This is a genomic window from Flavobacterium chryseum, from assembly GCF_004362015.1.
Taxonomy (GTDB): Bacteria; Bacteroidota; Bacteroidia; order Flavobacteriales; family Flavobacteriaceae; genus Flavobacterium.
In genome coordinates, this window is sequence record NZ_SNWW01000005.1 from 393,184 (window position 1) to 418,074 (window position 24,891).

The following is a 24,891-nucleotide window of genomic DNA, read 5'->3' on the forward strand; positions in this document are numbered from 1 at the left end:
GCAATAAATATGAATAATAATATACGGGAGATTAATTTCATTGAAGCAAAAATAGTGTTAAAGAAATAAAATCAAAGCGAGAAGCGAAAAATTTTATAGAAATTTAACATTAATAAAAAAACAGAATGATAACGTTTTACCATCCTGTTTATAATCAATTATTTAATAGTTATTTACAACTCTTCTTCAAGCCATGCATTCATCATCCAGATGGTTTTTTCCTGCTCTGCAATAAAATCACTCATCATAGAATTGGTTCCTTCGTCGTTAATTTCGGCTGATTTGTTTAAAATTTCTCTTTCAATTTTTAATAAATCAGATAAAGAATGTACAATCAACTGTACTGCTTTTTCATCGTTTGAAATATTTTTTCCAACCGTTAATTTGTTGTTTTTAATATAGTCTTCAAAAGTGTGCAGCGGAGTTCCGCCAATTGTTAAAACTCTTTCGGCTATCATATCTATTTTTAATTGCGAATCTGTGTACAATTCTTCAAACTTTACGTGTAAGTCGAAAAAACGTTTTCCACGAATATTCCAGTGGATTCCTCTTAGATTTTGATAGTATACCTGAAAATTCGACAATAATATATTTAATTCTTTTACTATTAATTCTGATTCTTTTACCGGTAATCCTAAAATATTTGTTTTCATGCTTTTGTATTTTACAGTATGTTTACTACAAATTTAAAATATTTTGCTCGAAAATTATATAAGCAAAAGTTATATTTTCCTATTTTTGTATCAAAAAATACTATCAAAATGACGATCACTCAATTACAATATGTATTAGCCGTTGCCGAACATAAAAATTTTACACTTGCCGCTGAGAAGTGTTTTGTAACTCAGCCAACGTTAAGTATGCAAATTCAAAAAATCGAAGAAGAACTTAGCATTTTAATTTTCGACAGAAGTAAAAAACCAATTCAACTTACAGATATAGGTCAGAAGATTGTAAATCAAGCTAAAAATATTGTAAATGAAGCTGATAGAATTAAAGATATCGTAGAACAGCAAAAAGGATTTATTGGCGGTGAATTTCGTTTGGGAATTATCCCTACAATTATGCCAACGCTTTTGCCAATGTTTTTAAATAATTTCATAAAAAAATATCCAAAAGTGAAGCTTTTAATTGAAGAGTTAAACACGGATGAAATAATTATAAAACTAAAAAATGGTCATCTTGATGCTGCAATTGCCGCTACTCCACTTGAAGACGAAAAAATAAAAGAAATTGTTTTGTATTTTGAGCCTTTCGTCGCTTATATACCGGAACATCACGCAAGTTTTCAAAAAGAAGAAATTGAAGTTGCGGATTTAAACATTAATGAAATTTTGCTTTTGCAGGATGGTCATTGCTTTAGAGACGGAATTTTAAACTTATGTAAAAACGGTACAGATATCGACCAGAATAATTTTCAGATTCAAAGCGGAAGTTTTGAAACGCTTATAAAATTAGCCGACGAAGGTTTGGGCACAACGTTACTTCCGTACTTGCACACCTTAGACTTAAAAGATTCCGATAAACTGAAACTACGAAACTTTAAGGAACCAAAACCCGCTCGAGAGGTAAGTTTAATTTACCCAAAAAGCGAGTTAAAAATGCAAATCATTGACGCACTTAGATCGACAATTGCCGGAGTTGTAAAAGGAGCAATTGTTTTTCAGAATGTTCAAATCGTTAGTCCGCTGCAAAAAAAGTAATAGACATAAAAAAAGGAGCCAAATCGGCTCCTTTTTTTTATACTTTAATTAGCAGTAAACTTTGTTTTAGTTCTGGTTTCTCAATAATGAAATTCAATAACCATTCTTGCAATTGCTCCATTTCGTATGGTAACAGGGTTTTGATAGCTTTCTCTAATTCTTTGCAGAAAAGTATCGGGTCGAAACTAACTCTCTCAAGTATTGATTTCGTGTAATCAAACATCATTTTTGACATAATAAAATAAGATTATGGGGGGTTATCTATATTTTTAAACTCGCAACAAATGTAAACAAATATCATTCATACGCATTCTTTTTAACTTATTTTTTTAAAAAATTTAGCAACGAATACGTTTTCTTAATACAGATACATCAATATAGAATAATTATAAATAACACATTTAAACATTTTTAAAAGCTCTAAACATCTCTCGTTTTCCCAGTGGACCTGCTAATTTTTCGACTCTAAAACCAACTTCTATCATGCTTCTTTTAACTACTCCGCGGGCAGCATACGTGACCAAAACGCCATTTGGTTTCAAACTTTTGTACATTTTTCGAAAAATTTCGGTGCTCCAAAGCTCCGGTTGTACGCGATATCCGAAGGCATCAAAGTAAATCAAATCAAAACATTCAAAATCGTCTATTTCATCAAAAAATTGTTTCCTTTTGGTTAACGAGAAATCGGTGCTAATTTCGGTTTTGTAGTCCGATTCGCATTTATGCATTTTCTCAAAAATGTTATAAAATTCCAATGCTTCGAGTTCGGCTACATAATTCATTTGTAAAACTTCGTTTGCATCAACAGGATATGCTTCTACCCCAACGTAATCTATATCTTGTTTTTTTTGAGTTGCTTCCAGAAAAGTAATAAAAGCATTCAGGCCAGTTCCAAAACCAATTTCGAGAATACTTATTGGTTTATCTTCAAATAAAGAAAGTCCGTTTTTAATAAAAACATGTTTTGCTTCCTGAATGGCACCATGTTTAGAATGGTAACATTCATCCCATTCTTTCAAATGAATTGTTGTTGAGCCATCTAGCGTTTTAATTATTTCTCTTTCCACTTTTTCTAAAATTTATAATGGGATTTTATCAATTTAAAGGTCAATTTACCAGTCAAATTTAGTCAAAACAAATGCGTAAAGCCTTAAAAATCGACAGTTTTTTCGTAAATTCTTTATAAAACTATCCCAAAAATTTAACTTTATTATAAGATAAATAATTCTCATTTAAACACGGCAATTAATGCAGTTTTACCAAGTAAATAATATATTTTTACTTAATTTTGCATTTAATAAATTCTATCATTATGAGTACAACTCAAACAAGCAAGATTGAAATCAGAAAAGCTACTTCGTCTAAAATAAGCGCAGTAGACTTTGAAAACTTAAGCTTTGGTGCTGTTTTTACAGACCATTTATTCGAATGTGATTTTAAAGATGGGGAGTGGCAAAATCCTGTCATTAAGCCGTATGCTCCTATTTTGATGGATCCTTCTTCAAAAGTCTTCCATTACGGACAAGCTATTTTTGAAGGAATGAAAGCTTATAAAGATGACAATAATGATGTTTGGTTGTTTAGACCGGATGAAAACTACAAACGTTTTAATAATTCTGCAGTTCGTATGGCAATGCCGGAAGTTCCGGAAGCTATTTTTATGGATGGTTTGAATGAATTATTGAAAATAGATCAGGAATGGATTCAAAAAGGAAATGGAAGCAGCATGTACATTCGTCCGTTTATGATTGCAACTGGCGCCGGTGTTATTGCAAATCCTTCTGACGAATATAAATTTATGATTTTACTTTCTCCTGCAAAATCTTATTATTCAGGTGAAGTAAAAGTAATTATTGCTGAACATTACAGTAGAGCTGCAAATGGTGGAATTGGTGCTGCAAAAGCGGCCGGAAATTACGCTGCACAATTTTACCCAACTAACCTTGCAAACAAAGATGGTTTTCAACAAGTTATCTGGACAGATGATGCAACGCATACTAAATTAGAAGAAGCGGGTACAATGAACGTTTTCTTTAGAATTAACGATACTTTATTAACTGCTCCAACCAGCGAAAGAATTTTAGATGGTATTACCAGAAAAAGTTTGATTGAAATGGCTAAAAAAGAAGGATTGAATGTTGATGTTCGCCCTGTTATCGTTTCAGAATTAGTAGAAGCGGCTAAAAATGGATCTTTGAAAGAAATTTTTGGAGCCGGAACTGCTGCAGTTATTAGTGTAATAAAAGGTTTCTCTTATCAGGATGTTTATTATGAAATGACTCCGGTTGAAAACTCTTATGCTTCTCTTTTAAAAGAAAAACTAACAAATCTTCAAAACAAACTTTCTGAAGATACTTTTGGATGGACTGTAAAAGTTCAATAACTAAAAGATAATTATAAAAACAAACCCGACAGATTTAAAATTTGTCGGGTTTTCTATTTTATATGATGACTTAAATGCGAAATTTTACCGCAAAGAACCTAAGATTTTATCTAGGCATTATGTTTACAAACACAAAGTTCGCAAAGTTGCTTCGAGACAAAGCTTTGCGAACTTTGCCTTTTTACAAAAAACTTAGCATTCTTTGCTGTAAAAAAAATTATAAAAGTTTCGAAAAATCAGGTTTGAAATAATTTGGTCCTTTCATTACTTTTCCGTCTTCACGATAAATGGGTTGTCCGTCGTCGCCCAGTTTACTCATATTACTACGCTGAATTTCATCAAAAACGGCTTCAATTTTATCTTGCAAACCGTGTTCTATAATCGTTCCGCACAAAATATACATCATATCTCCCAGCGCATCAGCAATTTCTACCAAATCATTTTTTTGAACCGCATCAAGATATTCTTCATTTTCTTCCTTCATTAAATTATAACGAAGGTATTTTTTAGTTTCTCCCACATCAGCAATTGGAGTTTCACTATGTCCTATTTTAAAAGCAGTATGAAATTCTTTTACTGCATCTATTTGCTTTTTCATATCTCGGTAATAATTTTATTTAATTAATTGGAATACCAAATTAGTAACTATTCGTATACAATTCTCTAAATTTGTCAAAAATAATTATAAACTATGTTTAGCCAAGGCCAATTAATATTCGCAGTCTGTTTTTTTATAGCATTTGTAATCGTTATGATTTTTGCATACCGAAAAGATTTAGCTCTTCACAAAATATTTTACAAAGGAAATTATAAAGTATTAATAGGTTTTCTGATTTTTATCTCCATTTTATTTATGATCAAATTCTTTTTTAAAAGATAATTCCCGAAATTTATTTCTATATTTAAAATCCGAACAGAAATTAAAATTTATACTAAAGTTTGTTTACAGTCGTTCTGTCTAAACATTTTTTTGATCAACTAAAAAGTACCGTTTTATTTTTAGGCTATTCGTTAAGACTGCCAATAAATTTATAACTTTACGAACCAAATAAACCGCAAAATGAAGATTTTAAAATATCTATTCCTACTATCATTATTAACTCTGGTTGCTCTTACCGTATTTGTTGCTACTCAAAAAGGAATTTTTTCTATTCAGAGAAGCAAGGTGATTAATTCGCCTAGAAGTACTGTTTACAACTATTTAAATGACCTTAGAAATTACGAAGATTTTGAATCGTGGTCTGTTGAAGATCCTACTATAAAAATGTATTTTCCGGCCAAAACAATTGGAAATGGAGCTTCCTATTCATGGGAAGGTGCCGAAGGAATAGGAAATGCGATTACACTTAAAACAAAAGAAGGTGAAAGCATTGAACAAAAAATGAAATTTGACGGTACTGAAGCTGATGTTAACTGGACTCTTAAAGATACCTTAGCCGGAAAAACAGTAGTTACCTGGAAAGCAAAAGGAACTATGAGCTTTTTATTTAAAGTTTATACTGCCTTAAACGGAGGATCTGACAATGTAATTGGAACGATCTATGAAAAAAGTCTTGCGAATATTGACAAAAATTTAGATTTTGAAACAAAAACTTTCGCGGTACAAGTAAATGGTGTTGTAAAAAAAACAGAAACGCCTTATATCAAACAAACTTTTACAAGTGAAATTGAAAAAGTAAATAAAAACGCAAGAGTTGTAATTCCGAAACTTATTCATTTTAGTGAAACAAATGGTTTGCAGACCACCGGAAAACCTTTTATAATTTATCACACTTACGATACTGCAAAAGGATTAGCCAAAATTTCTATTTGTTTACCTATAAACAGATCAATTACAACTAGTTCAGGAAGCGATATTTTATCAGGAAAATTAAATGGTTTTGAAGCTGTAAAAACAACGCTCACAGGAGATTACACGCATTCTAAAGAAGCAATTGCAAAAACAACAGCTTTTATAAACAAAGAAAAAATAACGCCTGATTTAAGCTGGTCACATCTTGAAGTACTAACGGTTAGTAAATTAGATGTAAAAAGTCCATCAAAATTAGAAACAGAATTTTATTTCCCAACAATACCTAAAGTGGTTCCTGTTGTAGCAGAACCAGTTTACACATCTGAACCGCAAACGCAGGAATCTGCAACTCAAGCACCGACAACACAAGCACCGACAACGCAAAAGCCTGCAACGCAAAAGCCTGCAACACAAAAACCAGCAACGCAAAAACCGCCACAACAAAAACCGGCAACTACTACTCCTGCGCCTAAAACTGAGGAAGAACAATCTGAATTCTAAAAATAATTCAGTGAAGATTAAACCTTTTGTCGTAAATTCATTCTAACTAAGATAAATGAAAAAGGTTGACAGACGAGAAGGAATTTATAGCACAATTATTAGATCCTAAAACGCAAAACACGGCGTTTCAAAAACTCTTGTCCGATTATCAAAAACCGTTATATTCTCATATTCGAAATATTGTTTTGAATCATGATGATGCCGATGATGTTTTACAAAACACTTTTATAAAAGTATTTCAGTATTTAAAAAACTTTAAAGGAGAAAGTAAAATTTTTTCCTGGATGTATCGCATTGCAACAAATGAAGCTTTGACTTTTTTGAATCAAAAAGCAAAATTAAACGGAGTAACATCTGAAGCTCTGCAAAATAAAACCATTGATAATCTTAAGGCTGATGTTTATTTTGATGGAGATGAAATTCAGATTAAACTCCAAAAAGCGATTGTAACATTACCGGAAAAGCAACAACTGGTTTTTAAAATGAAGTATTTTCAAGAACTAAAATATGAAGAAATTGCAGAGATTCTGGGAACTTCTGTAGGCGCTTTGAAAGCATCTTATCATCATGCGGTAAAAAAAATTGAATTATATGTTACTTCAAATTAAACCTTTTGTTATAAAACATATCTTATAAACATTATGAAAGCATTTAAACTAGAAAACGAACCGAAAATTACAACTGGATTTAAAACTCCGGACCATTACTTTGATAATTTTTCGAAAAAAGTTCTACAGCAAATTAATGAAACAGAAGTAAAAGTAATTCCGCTTTACAAACGTAAAAAGGTTCTTACCATGCTTGTTGCTGCACTTGTTGTTATTGCTTTAATGATTCCGATTGTAAACAATTACAACAACACTTCAAAAGATCTTGACGAAGCTACTTTGGAGACTTATTTATCATATCAGTCTAATTTGAACCAATATGATTTAATTAAAGAACTGGACACAAAAGATATTGACAAACTCAACAAAAGTGTTGCTCTTGAGCAGGAAACTTTAGAGGACATTTTATCTTCGAGCCCGAATATTGAAAATTTAATTTCAGAATAAAATAAAAACTTAAAAGATGAAAATCAAAAACATACTTCCGATATTACTGTTTTTAGTTTCTTTTTCATTTTACGCACAAAGTGATAAAACAGATGAAAAACGCGAAAAAATTAAGGCCTATAAAGTTTCTTTCTTAACTACTGAATTGGAACTTACTTCTACAGAAGCAGAAAAATTCTGGCCTATTTACAATGCATATGATGACAAACAATTTGAATTGCGTCATGATAAAATGAAAACGTACTTACGCAAATTAGACGATGATAATATCGCTTCTCTTTCAGAAAAAGAGGCATGTACATTATTATCTCAAATTGAAAGTACTGATAAAGAATTATATCTGTTGAAAGAAAAATATATGGCTAACATCAAAAAAGTACTTTCGGCAAAAAAAATATTGAAGCTTAAAAAATCTGAAGATGATTTTAATCGAAAATTGTTAAAACAATATAGAGACAAAGCTACAGCAAAGAACTAAGATTACAAAGAAACAACAGCGACAGGAACCCTATATAATAATACTTACTTTATTATTTAGGGTTCTTGTTATTTTATTTAAAATTGAGTCGAACCATTTTATTAAATCCGGCTGCAATTGCAGTGTTTCTATTTAAAAAACGAATCGTAAAATATTTGGTATCAGTAGACAATTGCGTCCAGTTTTGTCCGCCATTTTGAGAGTATTGAATACCTTCAGAACCAACACAAATAATTTCTTTACCATTTCCTCCCGGAACATATTGTACACAAGACGCATATCCAAATCCCAGATCCTGACCTATTAACTCCCAGGTTTTTCCACCATCAATTGTAAAAGCTTTATTGCCTGATTTTTTATTTGGAAGATCATAATCGCCACCCGCAATAAATCCGCGTTTAGAATCGTAAAAATCAGCCGTATAAATACCAGTCATTGTTTTTCCCTGAACAATCGGAGTTTCAACTACTTTCCAGGTTTTTGCTTTATCCGGAGAATAAAAAACACGTGCTTTTTTTCCGCCGGAAACCAGCCACGTATCATCTCCTTGTATCACTATATTGGTATTACTGGCTGCAAACGCAGATTCGCCAATTGCATTTGTTGGTAATTTATCAGATAATAATTTTGTCCACGTTTCTCCCCCATCTCGAGTTACAATTATCGAAAAAGTATCTTCTGTTGGGTCGCCAATTGCTATTCCTTCTTTCTCATTCCAGAATTGCATACTGTCGTAAAAAACTTTTGCATTGACTTCTTTATAAACTAACTTAAATTTGTTGTCTTTTTTTGAAACGGAATAAAGTAAAGCCGGATTTGCTACACTCAGTAAAAAAATATTTTTTGAATTTTGAGCTATACTTCTAAATTCTAACTTAAGTGTATCTTTATAGATATGTTCTTCGAATTTTTCTTTTTTATCAAGGTCATAATAACCGAAACGGGAATTATCACCTCCGTACCAAACTTTATTTTTATCAATTACAATAGCCCGAATGCTAATTTTATCCTGAAACAAAGTATCAATCGTCATTGATGTAAAGCCACCAAAAAACGTTTGTTTATTGTTGTAATTCGCTGTTTTAAAAGACATTAAAAAAAGGAATACACCACAAAATAAAATTACTTTTTTCATACTGATTAAAATTTATCTGATGCTAAAATACAATTATTTCTAAGATCTCAAATATGTTTTACTTTTTTTGATTAATAATAATTTTTATGTTCATTTTTTGTCAAATTATAATTACAATTCATTACCTAAATTTTAAATCATTGAAAACAAGATAATTACATTACACGGACTTAAAAGTTGAATTTATGGCACAGTAATTGGATATCTCACAATACTAATCTAATATGATTTACGATGAAAACTAATATAATTTTAATAGCACTTTTAGCAATAGGATTAACTTCTTGTGGTGCACAAAGCCAAACTACTGTTTACGCAAAAAACTCAGATATAAGCGATAATTTAGATCTTAGAGCCGTTGCTTCTATGTTTGGTGAATCAGCCAATCTTCAGGATTTTGAAAGACGATTGAATGACCCAAAATATCAAATTTCAAATCTGGATTTAAACGGAGATGATGAAGTTGATTATTTACGTGTAATAGAATCTGTAGAAGACAGAACTCACGTTGTAATTATTCAGGCTGTACTTGACAAAGATGTTTTTCAGGATATTGCCACAATCGATGTTGAACGTGATAACTCAAATAAAGTTGTTGTTCAGGTTGTTGGTAACAGTTATTTATATGGGGATAATTACATTTATGAGCCTGTATATAGCGTACCTCCGGTAATTTACACTTCATTCTGGGTAACCAATTACAGACCTTATTATTCAACTTGGGGTTGGAATTATTATCCAACATATTACACAGCGTGGAATCCTTACCCAGTTTACAGATACAGAAACAATGTTAATGTGTATATAAATGTAAACAATCATTACAACTATGTTAATACTCGTAGAAGCTACAGAGCTCCGGCGATATATCAAACAAGACGTACTTATGGTTACGAAAAAATGCGTCCGAACAACAGTTTTGCACAAAGACATTCTAATGTAAATAACAGATATGAATTAGATCAAAGACGTGTAGCAAGTAGAGAGGCAAACAGAAGCAACCCTAATTACACTAACAGATCAAATGCCGGAAGAACTAATAGTTCTGACAACAGAGGAACAAACAGAAATTATACTGAAAACAGAACAAACGCTGATAGAAATTCTAATACAAACAGAGTATATACTAACAGAGACAATTCTAATTCTTCAAATAATCCTGTAAGAGTTGAAAATGGTTCAAGAGGAAATGCTGAAAACAGAACGTATACTTCAAGAGGAAATACTGAAAACAGAGCATCAACTCCAACTCAAAGAACTGAAGCTCCAAGAAGTAATTCTGAAAACAGACCAACTCAAACACAAAGAACTGAAACTCCGAGAAGCTATTCTGAAAACAGACCTACTCAAACGCAAAGAACTGAAACGCCAAGAAGTTATTCTGAAAACAGAGGAACATCGAGATCTTCACAAGGACAAAGTTCTCAGAATCAGCAACGTTCTGAAGCTCCCAGAGCAATTCAGCAATCAAGAAGCAGCCAGCCGCAACAAAGCAGCCAGCCGCAAAGAGAAAGCGGATCAAGCTCAAGAGGCGGTGGCGGAAGAAGAGGTTAATAAAATTATAATTCTATAATAAAAATTAAAGCACAATTTGGGGATTGTGCTTTTTTTTATCTTTTTAATTATAATTGATGCTATTTTGTTTTAAAACAGTAAATTTGCAACCGTCTTTTATAAAAATATACATGAGCGCAGCGCATAAAAACTTACACAGTAAGTTGTCTATTGGAGGTTTATTAATCACACTAGGAATTATTTATGGAGATATTGGTACTTCTCCATTATATGTAATGAAAGCCATACTTGGCGATCACCCTATAAATGCTGACATTGTATTGGGAGGTATTTCATGTGTCTTCTGGACATTGACTTTGCAAACCACTATTAAATATGTCCTTATTACTTTAAGTGCTGATAATCATGGTGAAGGTGGGATTTTTGCTCTTTATGCCTTAGTCAAAAAAACAAAGATTCAGTGGCTTATTGTGCCCGCCATTATTGGGGGTAGTGCTTTACTTGCCGATGGAATTATAACCCCGCCTATTTCTATTTCATCTGCTGTAGAAGGAATCAGGGCTTTCTATCCGCAAATGCAAACGAGTACCATTATATCGATTGTAATTGGGATTTTATTTGTTTTATTTACCATTCAACAATTTGGAACCAAGCTCGTTGGTAAGTTTTTCGCACCAATGATGCTAATCTGGTTTGCCATGCTTGGAACTTTGGGAATTATTCAGATTGCACAATTTCCTGAAGTTATAAAAGCCATAAACCCTTATTATGCTTATCATTTATTAAGAATTCATCCTGACGGATTTTTTGTTTTAGGATTTGTATTCTTATGTACTACAGGTGCTGAAGCTTTATACTCTGACATGGGACACTGTGGAAGAAAAAATATCAGAATCAGTTGGATTTTTGTAAAAACAACTTTGGTCTTAAATTATTTTGGCCAGGCTGCTTTTTTAATTCACCAGGAAGGTAAAACATTACACGATTTAGGTGGAGAAAATGGAAATCCATTCTACCTGATTATGCCGCATTGGTTTTTACCATTCGGAATTGTTGTAGCAACTTTAGCGGCAGTAATTGCTTCCCAAGCGCTTATTAGTGGATCATTTACATTGATAAACGAAGCCATGCGATTGAATTTCTGGCCGAAAGTAAAAATCAAATATCCTACTGAAGTAAAAGGACAATTATATATTCCGTCAATCAACTGGTTATTGTTTTTTGGTTGTGTAGGTATTGTATTGCATTTTGAAAAATCAGGAAATATGGAACATGCGTATGGTCTTGCTATTATTCTGTGCATGATCATGACGACTATTTTACTGAATTATTACCTAATCATGAAACGTGTAAAACTGTATTTCATGGTTCCGTTAATCACCACTTATTTAGTAATTGAGTTTAGTTTTCTTTTCGCAAATATTACCAAATTCGCCGAAGGTGGTTATGTTACTTTAATCATTGCAACGCTCCTTATTTCTATCATGACAATTTGGTACCTTGCTAAGAAAATCAATAAAAATTACACCAAAATCATAAAAATCGATGATTATAAAAAGGTGTTAATGGAGTTAAGCGAAGATTTATCGATACCAAAATACGCAACGCATTTAGTTTATATGACCAATGCTAATCGTGTAGATGAATTAGAGCAAAAAGTAATGTATTCTATTTTGCAAAAACGTCCAAAAAGAGCTGATATTTATTGGTTTGTACACGTTAATATCCTGACTGAACCTTATAAAACACAATATAAAGTAACTGAAATTGCGAAGGATGATATTTACAGAATCGATTTTAATCTAGGCTTTAGAGAACCTACAAAAATCAATTTGATGTTTAGAGAAGTAATTCGTGATATGGTAAAAAGAGGTGAAGTTGATATTACAAGCCGTTACGAATCATTAAACAAAAACAATATTATTGGTGACTTTAAATTTGTATTGTCTGAGAAGTTTTTATCAAATGACAATGATTTAAGATGGCACGAAAATATTATCATGAACTCTTATTTCTTTATCAAGAAACTAAGTTTGTCTGAAGAAAGAGCTTTTGGTTTAGACAGCAGTTCTGTAAAAATAGAGAAATTCCCAATGGTGCTTCATGCTCCTGAAAATATTGGATTAACGCGAATTATCAAATAAATCGCATTCCAACATCAATTCAAAAACACTCTTTTATTCTTATTAGAGTGTTTTTTTTCTTTTAAATGAAAGTCAAAATAACAATCAAAATTAAAAATTTAACTTTCAATCAATTAATAGTACCTTTGCAACTCAAATATTTAAAATGAGATTACACAGAAATTTAGTTTATACTACCATCGATTCTTTGAATGCAATTTTCAATGAAGGAGAATATGCCGACAAAGTGGTAGCTAGAGCCTTAAAAAAAGACAAACGTTGGGGAAGTTCTGACAGGAAGTTTGTTGCTGAAACCATATACGAAATTGTTCGTTGGAAACGATTATATGCTGAAATTGCCGAAGTAAAAGAGCCTTTCGACAGAGAGAATTTATGGAGAATGTTCGCAGTTTGGGCTGTTTTAAGAGGATACCCAATTCCGGATTGGAAACAATTAGAAGGAACTCCTGAAAGAAAAATAAAAGGACGTTTTGATGAACTTTCTAAAATAAGAGCTTTAAAAGAATCTATTCCGGACTGGATGGATGAATTGGGCGTTAAAGAATTAGGAGAAAAAGTTTGGTCTACAGAAATTGCAGCACAAAACCAGCCTGCTAAAGTTATTTTAAGAACAAATACGCTAAAAGGAACGAAAGAAAACCTGAGAAACACGTTGATGGATTTGAATATCGAAACAGAATATTTAAAAGATCAGCCTGAAGCTTTAGTTTTGAAAGAAAGAGCAAATGTATTTTTGACTGACGCTTTTAAACAAGGTCTTTTTGAGGTTCAGGATGCAAACTCACAATTGGTTGCCGGTTTTCTTGATGTAAAACCTGGAATGCGTGTTGTAGATACCTGCGCCGGAGCTGGTGGAAAAACGTTGCACATTGCTTCTTTAATGGAAAATAAAGGACAACTGATTGCAATGGATTTGTACGAAAGCAAATTGAAACAATTGAAATTAAGAGCAAAAAGAAATGGCGCTTTTAATATTGAATATCGTATTATTGACACTACAAAAGTGATCAAAAAATTACACGAAAGAGCAGACCGAGTTTTAATTGATGCACCTTGCAGCGGTTTAGGCGTTTTGAAAAGAAATCCTGATGCTAAATGGAAATTACAACCGGAGTTTATCGACAACATTCGTAAAGTTCAGGCTGAAGTTTTAGAAAGCTATTCTAAAATTGTAAAACCGGGCGGAAAATTAGTTTACGCAACATGTTCTGTTTTACCTTCGGAAAATCAGGAACAAGTAGAGAAATTCTTAAAAACAGAAATCGGACAGCAGTTTACGTTTGTAAAAGATCGTAAAATTCTAGCTTCAGAATCTGGTTTTGACGGATTTTATATGGCATTAATGGAGCGTAAAGAATAAAAATATTTAAATTTCAAAATTTCAAAATCCCAAATTCCAATTTACTTATTGGAATTTGGGATTTCTTTTGTTCATTTATTATATATAGTCCCTACGGAACACATTAGTAATGCTATATATGTTTTTTTACCAAAATTTCACTCCTAACGGAGTATTTTGTGAGGAAATATTCTTTCAATATAAAACGCCTAAGTAAATATCTCGTAGAGATTTTATATTGGTAACAAAGAAAATCTTACGACGAATATTTGTTCCGTAGGAACTACATTTCAACATTGCTAATATTTAAAAGAACTTATATCACTTATATGGTTCTACTATACCAAACTAGGCTTTCTTAACAACTTTCCATTTTCGTTTTCTTTAAATTTTGGTATAAAAACGATTTCTTTTGGTCTTTCGTATTTATCTAAAACATCAAAAAAGTCAGTTGCAAAATCTTGTTTTTCGCCTTCAATAACTAAAATTAATTTTTCGCCTAAAATAGAATCCGGAATTCCTGTTACAAAAAACCGCGTATTGATTTTTCCCACCAGCTTAGCTTCTATTTGTTCCGGAATTAGTTTTACTCCACCACTGTTTATTACATTGTCTATTCTTCCCAAAAATATAAATTGATTTTCTCTTATTAAATCTACCAAATCATTGGTAATTATCGGCTCTTCAGAAATAGATGGAACGGTAATAACCAGACATCCACGATCATCAAGCGCAATTTTTACATTTGGCAGAACCGTAAAAACAGACTCTCCTACTCTTTTTGCAGCAATATGAGTTATGGTTTCCGTCATTCCATACGTTTCATAAACTTGGGTTTTTAATGGTAAAACTTTCTCTTCGAGAGTACTGTCCATTTTAGCTCCTCCAACAATTAGTTTCTTCACGTTTTTCAATTCCTCTATCGAGTTTTGAACTTGCAACGGAACCATAGCAACAAAATCGTAGTGAGTTGTATTTAAAGCTAAAGGCTGTGTACTTGGCTCTACAATATCTAAATCAAGACCTAAAATTAAACTGCGAACCAACATCATTTTACCGGCGATAAATTTTACCGGCAAACAAAGTAAAGCTTTATTTCCTGGCTCTAATTCAAAAAAATCTCCTGTAGCCAATGCAGATTGAATCATGGCTTGTTTTTGAAGTTTTACTACTTTAGGAAGTCCGGTCGTTCCTGAAGTCCTCATTTCGATAAAATCTTTATTATCAAACCAATCCATCAAAAATTCTCCTATTGCCTTTTCGTTTCCATCGCCTTCTTTTACATAATCATAAGCCACTCCAAGCAATTGTTCTGCGCTTAAATGATAACCATTTACTTTAAAATAATTATGAACATTTTTATGTGTTAGTTCTAACATATTCAACTAATTTAATGTTTTAACAGTATTAATTTCTCCCGTTAATTTTTCTTTCCAATTTGTCCAATTGTACTTTTTAGTAAAAATAAAAAGCAAAATAGGATAAATAACTACAACCGGTAAAATGACATCTAAACCTGCAGAAGGTTCAGACATATCTTTAAAAATAGAATGCGTTTGAAAAACAGACCAATCTGAAGTAACTAACAGAGCTCCAGTAAGATTATTGGCGGCATGAAATCCTAAAGCAAGTTCCATTCCTTCATCCATAAGTGTTATAACACCTAAAAACAAACCTGTGCCAATATAATAAACCATAATAATATAGCCCATTTTGGCTACTTCAGGATTAAAAATATGCATACATCCGAAAATAAGCGAAGTCATCATAAGCGGAAACCACCTATTATGAGCCAAATTCGCAAATCCCTGCATCAAATATCCTCTAAAAACATATTCTTCTGTACTTGTTTGTATTGGTATTAAAACAGTCCCTAAAAGAGCTAAAATCAAAAAGGGAACTAATTTAAAATTCCACACAAAATTTTCTGGAGATCTCAAATAAATGATAAAAAAACTAAGAACAGAAAAGGCAGACCATAAAAGGAAGGAAAAGAAAACACGATTCCAATCTGTTTTTTGTCGGGATGTTGTGATAGATAGAAAGGTTTGATTGTGCAGATATTTCACTACAAAATAAATGCCGGCAAGAGCAAAAGCAAAAGAGATCATAACCAGAAATAAAGTCATATTTGGCTCAAACATTTTCATCACGGCTGCGTTATCAGTAGGAAAAACTTCTTTGCCTTTAAAACTTTTATAAAGAACTGCAATAGAAAAAGGAATTTGACCAATAAACGATGCTATAATTATAAGAACTGATCCGATAAGGTATTTCCAAAACTTATTTTCGGGTTTAATTCCTTGTTCTAAAAACATATGTTAAAAAATTTAAATAATGAGAAATAATATCTTTTAAAGTTAGAATTTATTTTCTTTTAAAAGATATTTGATTAATAAGTAAATCTTATTTTTGGTCTTGCTAAAATACCTAATTTTTACTTTAACTGCCTTATAAGACATTAAAAATAACAAAATGATACAAATTTACCATAATCCACGTTGCGGAAAATCAAGAAATTGTCTGGCTTTTATTGATAAGTCTAAACAGGAATACGAAATCATTCCGTACTTAACAGAGACGCCTTCTTTTGATGAATTAAAAGCTTTACTTCAAAAATTAGAATTACAACCAATTGAATTAGTTAGAACTAAAGAAAAAGTTTGGATTGAAAATTTTAAAGAAAAAACAATGAGCGAAGATGAAATTATTACAGCCATGATTGAGAATCCGATTTTAATAGAACGCCCGATTGTTGTAAAAGACGGAAAAGCAATTATTGGCAGAGATCTAGATCGTGTTGCTTCTTTTTTAGACTGATTATAAAGAAACAGATTAACATTTTTTTGTGATTTCTCCCATTAAACCAAAAGCTACATTTGCGGTCTAAAAGGAAAAAGAAACCAGAAATTAAAATGAAAAAAATTAAATTGGCTCTATTACTTGTATTGTTTTTTACAAGTTTTTACAATTACGCACAACAACCGCCCGCTGGTAACAAAGTAAAAGTTACCGGAAAAGTTTTCGAAAAAGTAAGCAAACAACCTCTTGAATATGCTACAATTTCGATTACAGCACCAAATGACACTAAAGTTATTTCTGGTGGAATAACAAATCCTAAAGGAGAATTTGAAGTTGCCGTAGCACCGGGAACTTATGATATAAAAATTGAATTTATTTCGTTTAAAGCAACAGAAATAAAACAAAAAAGTGTGCTGGAGAATACCAATTTAGGTGATATTAACCTATCTGAAGATGCGGCACAACTTAACGAAGTTGTCGTTCGTGCTGAAAAATCTACTGTAGAAATAAAACTCGACAAAAAAGTATACAATGTTGGTCAGGATATGATGGTAAAAGGCGGAACTGTTAGTGACGTTTTAGACAATGTACCATCGGTTTCTGTTGATACTGAAGGAAATGTGAGTTTAAGAGGAAGTGATAATATCCGAATTTTAATTGACGGAAGGCCTTCAACCGCGATTAACGTTGCCGAAGCTTTACGTCAGCTTCCGGCAGATGCTATTGATAAAGTTGAAGTTATTACGAATCCTTCAGCGCGTTATGATGCAGAAGGTGGGTCGGGTTTGATTAATATTATTTTGAAAAAAGGTAAAAATCAAGGGTTTAACGGAACTTTTATTGCTTCTACAGGTCTTCCTGAAACTTACGGATTAAGCGCCAATTTAAATTATAAAACTGAAAAGTTAAACTATTTTACAACTGCAGGTTATAATTACAGAACTAACGAAGGTGGCGGTGAAACCAACACTGAATATTTAAATGCCAACGGAACTCCAAAAGGTTATTTAGATGAAGATCGTGATACCAAAAGAACAAGAGATGGTTTTAACGGGAGAGCCGGTGTAGAATGGACATTAACACCAACTACTTTCTGGACAAATGCTATCAATTATCAAAAAAATACGGGAGAAGACACAGATTTAATCAATTATAATAATTTTGATGCTGCCCATGCTTTTACAGGATCTTCATTCCGATTGAATAATGCAGATACGGGAAGTGAAAATGTAGAATATACTTCAAACTTAATTAAAAACTTCAACGATAAAGGTCATAAACTTACCGCTGATTTATCTATTTCAAGAAATACAGATGATAGTAATAGTATTATTACAGCGTCTCCAAATTTCAACACTACATTAAACGATCAGGTTCAAAAACAAGTTTTATTACAAGCTGATTATGTTTTGCCGTTAGGTGAAGCAAGTCAGTTTGAAGCCGGATATAAGGGAAGTTTTGGAGATTTAAACAATGAATATTTTGTTACGAATAATCAGGGTGCAATAGATACTGATTTATCTAACACTTTAGAATACAAAGAAAACATCAACGCGATCTATACACAGTATGGCTTTAAGGTAAACAAATTCTCTTACTTATTTGGTTTGCGTTGGGAAGACACTAATATTCAGGTAAACTTATTAGATACCAATGATTTTAATACAAAAAAGTATAACAATTTGTTTCCAAGTGCTTTTATCAGTTATGAAATTTCAGATCAAAGCAACTTCACAGCAAGTTACAGCAAACGTTTATCAAGACCACGAGGTCGTTTCATGAACCCGGCAGTAAACTATTCAAGTAATGTAAATATCTTTCAGGGAAATCCGGATTTAGATCCATCTCTAACAGATAAATATGATATTGGATATATCAAACGTTGGGACAAGGTAACTTTTAATACTTCAGCCTATTTTGAAGATACAAAGGATGTTTTTAGTTTTGTAAGATCTCCTACGGGCGATGTTGTAACTCCAGATGGTGAGGTCGTAACTCCTGCTCCGGGTGAAACAGTCGATGGTATTCCGGTTATTAAAAGCAGACCAATTAATTTAGGAAAAGAGCAAAAATATGGTTTCGAATTTACGTTAAATTACACGCCATTTAAATGGTGGAGATTAAACAGTAATTTCAATTTATACAATGTAAAAACAACAGGAGAAAACTCTTATACAGACACTAAGGGGAATTTAATTGTTCAAAATCTGGATAATGAGGCTAATACCTGGTCTGCCAGAATTAGTTCTAAAGTAACTTTACCATACAAAATAGACTGGCAATTAAGCGGTAATTACAATGGCGAACAAAAAACAGCACAAGGTAAAAACTTAGGTCAATTTGGATTGAACACTTCTTTTAGTAAAGATGTAATGAAAGATAAAGGTACAATTGCTTTTAATATTAGTGATATTTTCAACTCAAGAATCATGAGATCTTACACTTATCTTCAAAATGACACAACTCTTGAGAGCCAGACATCTTATAGCGAAATGCAGTTCCGTAAACGTCAGTTTAATTTATCGTTTACCTATCGTTTTAACAAAGCTAAAAATGAAAGAGAAAAAAATCCTGCTCAGAAAGAAGGAGGAAATGACGGCGGTGGAGATTTTCCTGGATAATATAGTTTAAAATTCAAAGCAAAAATTCCAGATTCCAATTAGTCAGACTTAATAATTAAGTTTTATAAAATTGGAATTTGGAATTTTTTTATTGGATTTATTTTTTTGCCATAAAAAAAAGGACTCGTATAAACGGGTCCTTTTTTATGAAATCAATTTAAAATTAAATTGATTGTTGTTGTCTTTTTTTAGCTCTTTTCTCTTTGAACATTTCCCAGCTTGCTCCCGTAACCCAATAAGATACGAAACCAACTAAGAAAAACATCAACCAAAACCCTATAGTTAGTATGGTCAAGAAAAGTAAAAAACCTAAGTACTGTGAAAATTCAAACATGTTTTCCGGAATTTTTGAATGTAATGACAAATGTATGTTATATATTTTTCGTTAGCAATAAAATCCAAATCAATTTTTATAAAATCACAATTATCCGTATATTTAAACTCATTTTAAATAAGGATTTTTTCAGATAAATATTTAACTGTCTTAAACAAGAAGAATATGAGTGTTTTTAGGAGCTATTTCCTGATGTCCACTATATCTTTTATGGTGAACCCCACCATAAAAGGATGCCGTTTCCATCAGGGCTAGGGCAATCGTTTTCAAAAGAAATTTTAAACATTAAAATAAAAATCCGTTTTGATCAGCGTTTTTTACGAAGTAAATCAGCATCATCCGCGTTCCATTTACAACTACAGAATACATTTTACATATAACTTTTTACAAATAAAAAAATGAAATACAGAATAGAAAAAGACACAATGGGCGAAGTTCAGGTTCCGGCAGATAAATATTGGGGAGCACAAACAGAGCGTTCAAGAAACAATTTCAAAATCGGACCGTCAGCATCAATGCCACAGGAAATCATTGAAGGTTTTGCTTATCTTAAAAAAGCAGCCGCTTATGCCAATGCCGATTTAGGCGTTTTACCTGCCGAAAAAAGAGATGCTATTGCAGCAGTTTGCGATGAAATTTTGGCCGGAGAATTAAAAGATGAATTTCCGTTAGTGATTTGGCAAACCGGTTCAGGAACGCAAAGCAACATGAACGTTAATGAAGTTATTGCTAATCGCGCACAAGTTTTAAAAGGATTCGAAATTGGCGAAGGCGAACCATTTATTAAAGCTAATGATGATGTCAATAAATCGCAATCCTCAAATGACACCTTCCCGACTGCGATGCACATTGCAGCTTATAAAGTTGTGATTGAAACTACCATTCCTGGAGTCGAAAAATTACAGGCAACTTTAGCCGCAAAAGCAGCAGAATTTAAAGACGTTGTAAAAATTGGCCGTACACATCTTATGGATGCAACGCCACTAACTTTAGGACAGGAAATTTCAGGTTATGCCGCACAATTAGCTTACGGATTAAAAGCACTTAAAAACACTTTAGCGCACTTATCTGAAATCGCTTTGGGCGGAACCGCAGTAGGAACCGGATTAAATACTCCAAAAGGTTACGACGTAAAAGTGGCTGAATATATTGCACAATTCACCAATCATCCATTTGTAACTGCTGAAAACAAGTTTGAAGCTTTGGCTGCGCACGATGCAATTGTTGAAACTCACGGTGCTTTAAAACAATTAGCAGTTTCCTTAAATAAAATTGCCAACGATATTAGAATGTTAGCTTCTGGCCCACGTTCCGGAATTGGCGAAATTCATATTCCTGAAAATGAACCGGGATCTTCTATTATGCCCGGAAAAGTAAATCCAACTCAATGTGAAGCGCTTACAATGGTTTGCGCACAAGTTATTGGGAATGATATGGCGATTGCTGTTGGCGGAATGCAGGGACATTATGAATTGAACGTTTTTAAACCTGTAATGGCAGCCAACTTCCTACAATCGGCACGTTTATTGGGCGATGCCTGCGTTTCATTTGATGAACATTGCGCTCAGGGAATCGAACCAAATTATAAACGTATCAAAGAATTAGTAGATAATTCGTTAATGTTAGTTACCGCCTTAAACACAAAAATCGGATATTACAAAGCTGCGGAAATTGCACAAACAGCCCACAAAAACGGAACTACGCTAAAAGACGAAGCCGTTCGTTTAGGTTACGTAACTCCTGAAGATTTTGATGCCTGGGTAAAACCGGAAGAAATGGTTTGATCTAATTGTTAATTATAAATTATTAATTGTTTTTAGTACTGCTTCATAAAAAAAGCGCTTCTTAATTTAAGAAAGCGCTTTTTTTAATTAACAACTAACAATTTATAATTAACAATTAATAATTACTTTCCGTCAACGTAGTCTTGCAAATAACTAAATCTTGGCGTTAACTTTCCTTTTTCGGTTATTTTGGCTCTTTGTAGGATTCCGTCTTTATCTCCGTTAAAAAAGGCTGGAATTACGTGTTCCATAAATTGTTCTCCAAAACCTTCGCTAGCATCTTTTGGGATTTCACAAGGCAAATTATCAACAGCCATTACGACAACCGCCGCAGGATGAAAAACATCTACTTCTTTATCTTCTAAAGGAAAATAGCCATATAAAGGTTCCGCAATTGTTGATGACCTCAAAGTACTGGCAATTGGTCCGCCTACATCACATGAAATATCTGCGACAACTTTCAATTTGCAATCGCTGGCGTTTAACATTTCTCTTGTCAAAATCATTGGAGCACCACTTGCATGAAAGTGACCTGCAAAATAAACATCCGAAACCTTTGTAAATTTTTCAAAATCAGAAACATATTCTTGAGGATGATTTACAAAATCATTAAAATCAAGAACCTGTCCGTCAATTCTTTTGTTATAATCCAAAACATCCAGCTGTACATAAACAGCCTGTGTATATTTTTTATTTAAATAATTATCTACCGTAATTTCTTTTATTTTAATGGCATCTAAAATTTCTTTTGCTCCGCTTCCTACTTTTCCGGTTCCGGTTACAACAAATTTTAAAGCTGGCATTGTTATACGTTTCAATTGCATAATCAGAGCCTCTTTTCCATCTAAAGTTTCTGCTTTTGGCAATTTAAATAACTCAAATTTAATTCCGAAAGCGCGAATTCCGTTATAAACCCCAACCATTCCGGCATATTTTCCAAAACCAATTAATCTTCGATTTTCTGCATCAACAATAGTTTCATGATCGTACAAATCGATATTTTTCTCTAAAATAGCTTTTAGTAATTTTCTATTATAAGGCTGCTTCTTTATAGTATGTGAAAAAAAGAAATATGATTTATTTGGAATTAAATTTTCAACAGGAACTTCTTTTACTCCAAATAAAACATCGCAATCCGAAACGTCATCTGTAATAGTTATCCCCAAACTTTTATATTGAATGTCAGAAAAAATTCTAATATCTGAGCTTTCTACCTCAATGATGGCGTCAGGAAAGCGTTCTTTTAGTTTTACAAGTTCAGTTGGTGCAAATACCACACGTCTGTCTGGTGGGTTTTTTCTTTCTTTTATAATTCCAAATTTCATTTATTGCTGAATAAGATAAAGATTAATATAACTTTTTGAATTCAATTTGTTTCAAATATAACAAAATTAGTTAAATTTTTGTTGGGATTTTTCAATTTCAAACATTTTTATAACGTTAAATACTGACGTACAATCAAGTAACAAAAAAAGAAGTTAAGATTATGTTAAAAAATACTTTTCCAGAGATCGAAAAGCCGAAAACATAAATATTGAATTCTATATATTTGTTTTAAAGAATGATGAAAATGAGCTTCCTTAAAAAAACAAATATACCACAAATACTTTTCCTAATTTTAGTTTTAGGTTCATGTGGAAAAGATAATAAAGCAACAAAAAAAGAAACAGTAGCGGTACAAGAAGATACGCTACCTAAAATGAAGCCATTAGGTCCTGAAAAAAAAATATCACAAGCCTATATAAATTCGGTTACGGGCAGAATAAATCATTTTTATACTAAAAACTGGCCTAACAACAGTATGAACGGAAGTTTTTTGGTCGCAAGAAACGGACAGATTATTTTTGAAAGATATAATGGTTATGCCAACAAAAATGAAGGCACAAAAATAACCGCAGAAACGTCTGTACAAATTGCATCTGTAAGTAAGGTTTTGACTGCTACAGCAGTATTAAAACTTGTTAATGCGGGTAAAATAGACTTGGATCAGAAAGTGAATACGATTTTAAAAACGTTTCCTTATGAAGCCTGCACGATCAGAATGCTTTTATCTCATAGAACCGGAATGCGAAATTATGCTTATTTCACCGATCACGATAAATCAGTTTGGGACAGGCACAATCAGTTAACCAATAAAGATATTTTAGACATCTTAGCTACAAAAGATATTGGTTTAGAATCAACTCCCGGAACACGTTTCAGTTATTGTAATACCAATTATGCAATGCTGGCACTGATCATTGAAAAAATCACAGGATTAAAATATAAAGAGGCAATGAGCCAAATGATTTTTAAACCATTGGGAATGACGCACACTTATGTTTTTGATGATGATAAAGACAGAAAAAATATAGTACCTTCTTATAAAGGAAACAATGCAGAAATTGGTTTTGATTATCTGGATAATGTTTATGGAGATAAAAATATTTTTTCAACCGTAAGAGATCTTTTAAAATTCGACAGAGCCAGAAATTCACCTGATTTTTTAAAACCTGAATTGCTAAAACAAGTTTATACCGGTTATAGTAATGAACGTAAAGGCACGAAAAATTATGGTTTAGGAATTCGAATGATCAATTGGGATACTGGTCAAAATTTTTACTTTCATAACGGTTGGTGGCACGGAAATACCTCATCTTATATTCCGTTGATGAAAGAACATGTTACTATTATTGCTTTATCAAATAAGATGACAAGAAAAACGTATGCAGTTCGAAAATTGGCTCCAATTTTTGGCGATTATCCGTTTGTTTTTAAAGATGACGAATAGAATAATTTTTCTTAAAAATTTATTACGAAACTAACTTCAAATAGTATAAATTTGCAAACTCATTTTTGGGGTCGACTGGTTTTGACAGCAAGTCGAATTGGAAAGTAAGCACGTCGAGCATTGAGACCTTGCTCGTAAATATAAGATCTTACAATTTTACACGGCGAAAATAACTACGCTTTAGCTGCATAATCTGAATTATAGTAAGATTAGCCACGTCCCTATCAGATAGGGAAGCTGGATTCTCCTTGAAAGCCTTGGTTTATGGCGGTCAATATAGGGGAACCGTAAAAGTAGACCTAGATTTCCATGAGCTTCGGGTGGATTTCGAAATTAAGAAGATAAGTGTTGAGTGGTTGTTCCTGACCTAGCTTAACATCGAAAATCTAATCAGGAAATAAACGCGTAGAAAGCTCTTTAGTTGCTTGTTTGGACCCGGGTTCGATTCCCGGCGACTCCACTAAAACCCCTGTAAATACAGGGGTTTACAATGAGTTCTTAATTTTAGAGAACAAAAAGTGAACAGAATTACAAA

At 32.5% G+C, this 24,891-nt stretch carries 22 protein-coding genes and 1 other RNA gene; 15 read left to right on the forward strand and 8 right to left on the reverse strand.

From position 1 onward, the window contains the following. Positions 1–173: 173 nt before the first annotated feature. Positions 174–653, reverse strand: a complete 480-nt coding sequence (locus tag EV143_RS12370) for a Dps family protein (RefSeq protein WP_133508244.1) — start codon at positions 651–653, stop codon at positions 174–176. Positions 654–761: 108 nt separating this feature from the next. Between EV143_RS12370 and EV143_RS12375 the strand changes: the two genes are divergently transcribed. Then, entirely contained in the window at positions 762–1,703 is a 942-nt protein-coding gene (locus EV143_RS12375; RefSeq protein WP_133508245.1) for a LysR substrate-binding domain-containing protein, read from the forward strand. 37 nt (positions 1,704–1,740) lie between these two features. Here the strand turns inward: EV143_RS12375 and EV143_RS12380 are convergent, their stop codons facing one another. Both EV143_RS12380 and mnmD read right to left on the reverse strand, forming a co-directional pair. After that, the gene (locus EV143_RS12380) at positions 1,741–1,938 is read right to left on the reverse strand and encodes a hypothetical protein (protein ID WP_017496117.1); all 198 of its coding nucleotides are present in this window, start codon (positions 1,936–1,938) and stop codon (positions 1,741–1,743) included. Between the two features lie 166 nt (positions 1,939–2,104). Further along, a complete protein-coding gene (mnmD, locus tag EV143_RS12385) occupies positions 2,105–2,770 on the reverse strand; it encodes a tRNA (5-methylaminomethyl-2-thiouridine)(34)-methyltransferase MnmD (RefSeq protein WP_133508246.1) in 666 nt (221 codons plus the stop codon). A 245-nt stretch (positions 2,771–3,015) separates the two neighbouring features. On the opposite strand from mnmD, the gene EV143_RS12390 reads away from it, so the two are divergent. Then, positions 3,016–4,086, forward strand: coding sequence for a branched-chain amino acid aminotransferase (locus tag EV143_RS12390; RefSeq protein WP_133508247.1), 1,071 nt, complete (start codon positions 3,016–3,018; stop codon positions 4,084–4,086). A gap of 217 nt (positions 4,087–4,303) precedes the next feature. Here the strand turns inward: EV143_RS12390 and EV143_RS12395 are convergent, their stop codons facing one another. Further along, on the reverse strand, positions 4,304–4,684 hold the full coding sequence (locus tag EV143_RS12395; protein ID WP_133508248.1) for a pyrophosphohydrolase domain-containing protein: 381 nt from the start codon (positions 4,682–4,684) through the stop codon (positions 4,304–4,306). A 93-nt stretch (positions 4,685–4,777) separates the two neighbouring features. Here EV143_RS12395 and EV143_RS21805 point away from each other — a divergent pair, with 93 nt between their 5' ends. The 5 genes from EV143_RS21805 (at position 4,778) to EV143_RS12420 (ending at position 7,912) form a co-directional block, all read left to right on the forward strand. Continuing rightward, a complete protein-coding gene (locus EV143_RS21805; protein WP_133508249.1) occupies positions 4,778–4,966 on the forward strand; it encodes a hypothetical protein in 189 nt (62 codons plus the stop codon). A gap of 180 nt (positions 4,967–5,146) precedes the next feature. Continuing rightward, positions 5,147–6,379 carry a transcriptional regulator gene (locus tag EV143_RS12405; RefSeq protein ID WP_133508250.1) on the forward strand — a complete coding sequence of 411 codons (1,233 nt, stop codon included), beginning with the start codon at positions 5,147–5,149 and terminating at the stop codon, positions 6,377–6,379. A gap of 65 nt (positions 6,380–6,444) precedes the next feature. Further along, the gene (locus EV143_RS12410; RefSeq protein WP_133508251.1) at positions 6,445–6,987 is read left to right on the forward strand and encodes an RNA polymerase sigma factor; all 543 of its coding nucleotides are present in this window, start codon (positions 6,445–6,447) and stop codon (positions 6,985–6,987) included. 33 nt (positions 6,988–7,020) lie between these two features. Further along, the gene (locus tag EV143_RS12415) at positions 7,021–7,434 is read left to right on the forward strand and encodes a hypothetical protein (protein WP_133508252.1); all 414 of its coding nucleotides are present in this window, start codon (positions 7,021–7,023) and stop codon (positions 7,432–7,434) included. Positions 7,435–7,450: 16 nt separating this feature from the next. Then, positions 7,451–7,912 carry a sensor of ECF-type sigma factor gene (locus EV143_RS12420; protein ID WP_133508253.1) on the forward strand — a complete coding sequence of 154 codons (462 nt, stop codon included), beginning with the start codon at positions 7,451–7,453 and terminating at the stop codon, positions 7,910–7,912. 73 nt (positions 7,913–7,985) lie between these two features. On the opposite strand, the gene EV143_RS12425 is transcribed toward EV143_RS12420, so the two are convergent. Beyond that, positions 7,986–9,047, reverse strand: coding sequence for a sialidase family protein (locus EV143_RS12425; RefSeq protein ID WP_133508254.1), 1,062 nt, complete (start codon positions 9,045–9,047; stop codon positions 7,986–7,988). 234 nt (positions 9,048–9,281) lie between these two features. Here EV143_RS12425 and EV143_RS12430 point away from each other — a divergent pair, with 234 nt between their 5' ends. The 3 genes from EV143_RS12430 (at position 9,282) to EV143_RS12440 (ending at position 14,066) form a co-directional block, all read left to right on the forward strand. Next, complete coding sequence (locus tag EV143_RS12430; RefSeq protein WP_133508255.1) at positions 9,282–10,601, forward strand: hypothetical protein; 1,320 nt, start codon at positions 9,282–9,284, stop codon at positions 10,599–10,601. 131 nt (positions 10,602–10,732) lie between these two features. After that, on the forward strand, positions 10,733–12,706 hold the full coding sequence (locus EV143_RS12435; protein WP_133508256.1) for a KUP/HAK/KT family potassium transporter: 1,974 nt from the start codon (positions 10,733–10,735) through the stop codon (positions 12,704–12,706). Positions 12,707–12,851: 145 nt separating this feature from the next. Then, positions 12,852–14,066 carry an RsmB/NOP family class I SAM-dependent RNA methyltransferase gene (locus EV143_RS12440; protein ID WP_133508257.1) on the forward strand — a complete coding sequence of 405 codons (1,215 nt, stop codon included), beginning with the start codon at positions 12,852–12,854 and terminating at the stop codon, positions 14,064–14,066. Positions 14,067–14,383: 317 nt separating this feature from the next. Here the strand turns inward: EV143_RS12440 and EV143_RS12445 are convergent, their stop codons facing one another. Next, a complete protein-coding gene (locus EV143_RS12445) occupies positions 14,384–15,424 on the reverse strand; it encodes an AMP-binding protein (protein WP_133508258.1) in 1,041 nt (346 codons plus the stop codon). 6 nt (positions 15,425–15,430) lie between these two features. Beyond that, positions 15,431–16,363: a CPBP family intramembrane glutamic endopeptidase gene (locus EV143_RS12450; RefSeq protein ID WP_133508259.1), complete on the reverse strand. Its 933-nt coding sequence runs from the start codon at positions 16,361–16,363 to the stop codon at positions 15,431–15,433. Between the two features lie 157 nt (positions 16,364–16,520). On the opposite strand from EV143_RS12450, the gene arsC reads away from it, so the two are divergent. The 3 genes from arsC to fumC all read left to right on the forward strand — a co-directional run bounded on the left by arsC (position 16,521) and on the right by fumC (position 21,586). Beyond that, entirely contained in the window at positions 16,521–16,865 is a 345-nt protein-coding gene (gene arsC / locus EV143_RS12455) for an arsenate reductase (glutaredoxin) (protein WP_133508260.1), read from the forward strand. A 95-nt stretch (positions 16,866–16,960) separates the two neighbouring features. Continuing rightward, on the forward strand, positions 16,961–19,468 hold the full coding sequence (locus EV143_RS12460; RefSeq protein ID WP_133508261.1) for an outer membrane beta-barrel family protein: 2,508 nt from the start codon (positions 16,961–16,963) through the stop codon (positions 19,466–19,468). Positions 19,469–20,200: 732 nt separating this feature from the next. After that, entirely contained in the window at positions 20,201–21,586 is a 1,386-nt protein-coding gene (fumC, locus tag EV143_RS12465; RefSeq protein WP_133508262.1) for a class II fumarate hydratase, read from the forward strand. A 122-nt stretch (positions 21,587–21,708) separates the two neighbouring features. Here fumC and EV143_RS12470 read toward each other — a convergent pair whose 3' ends face one another. Next, positions 21,709–22,911 (reverse strand): NAD(P)-dependent oxidoreductase, encoded by a 1,203-nt coding sequence (locus EV143_RS12470; RefSeq protein WP_133508263.1) that lies wholly within the window; start codon positions 22,909–22,911, stop codon positions 21,709–21,711. Between the two features lie 239 nt (positions 22,912–23,150). On the opposite strand from EV143_RS12470, the gene EV143_RS12475 reads away from it, so the two are divergent. Next, positions 23,151–24,356 (forward strand): serine hydrolase domain-containing protein, encoded by a 1,206-nt coding sequence (locus EV143_RS12475; RefSeq protein ID WP_133508273.1) that lies wholly within the window; start codon positions 23,151–23,153, stop codon positions 24,354–24,356. 67 nt (positions 24,357–24,423) lie between these two features. Beyond that, positions 24,424–24,819, forward strand: a transfer-messenger RNA (tmRNA) gene (gene ssrA / locus EV143_RS12480). The last annotated feature ends 72 nt before the right edge of the window (positions 24,820–24,891 follow it).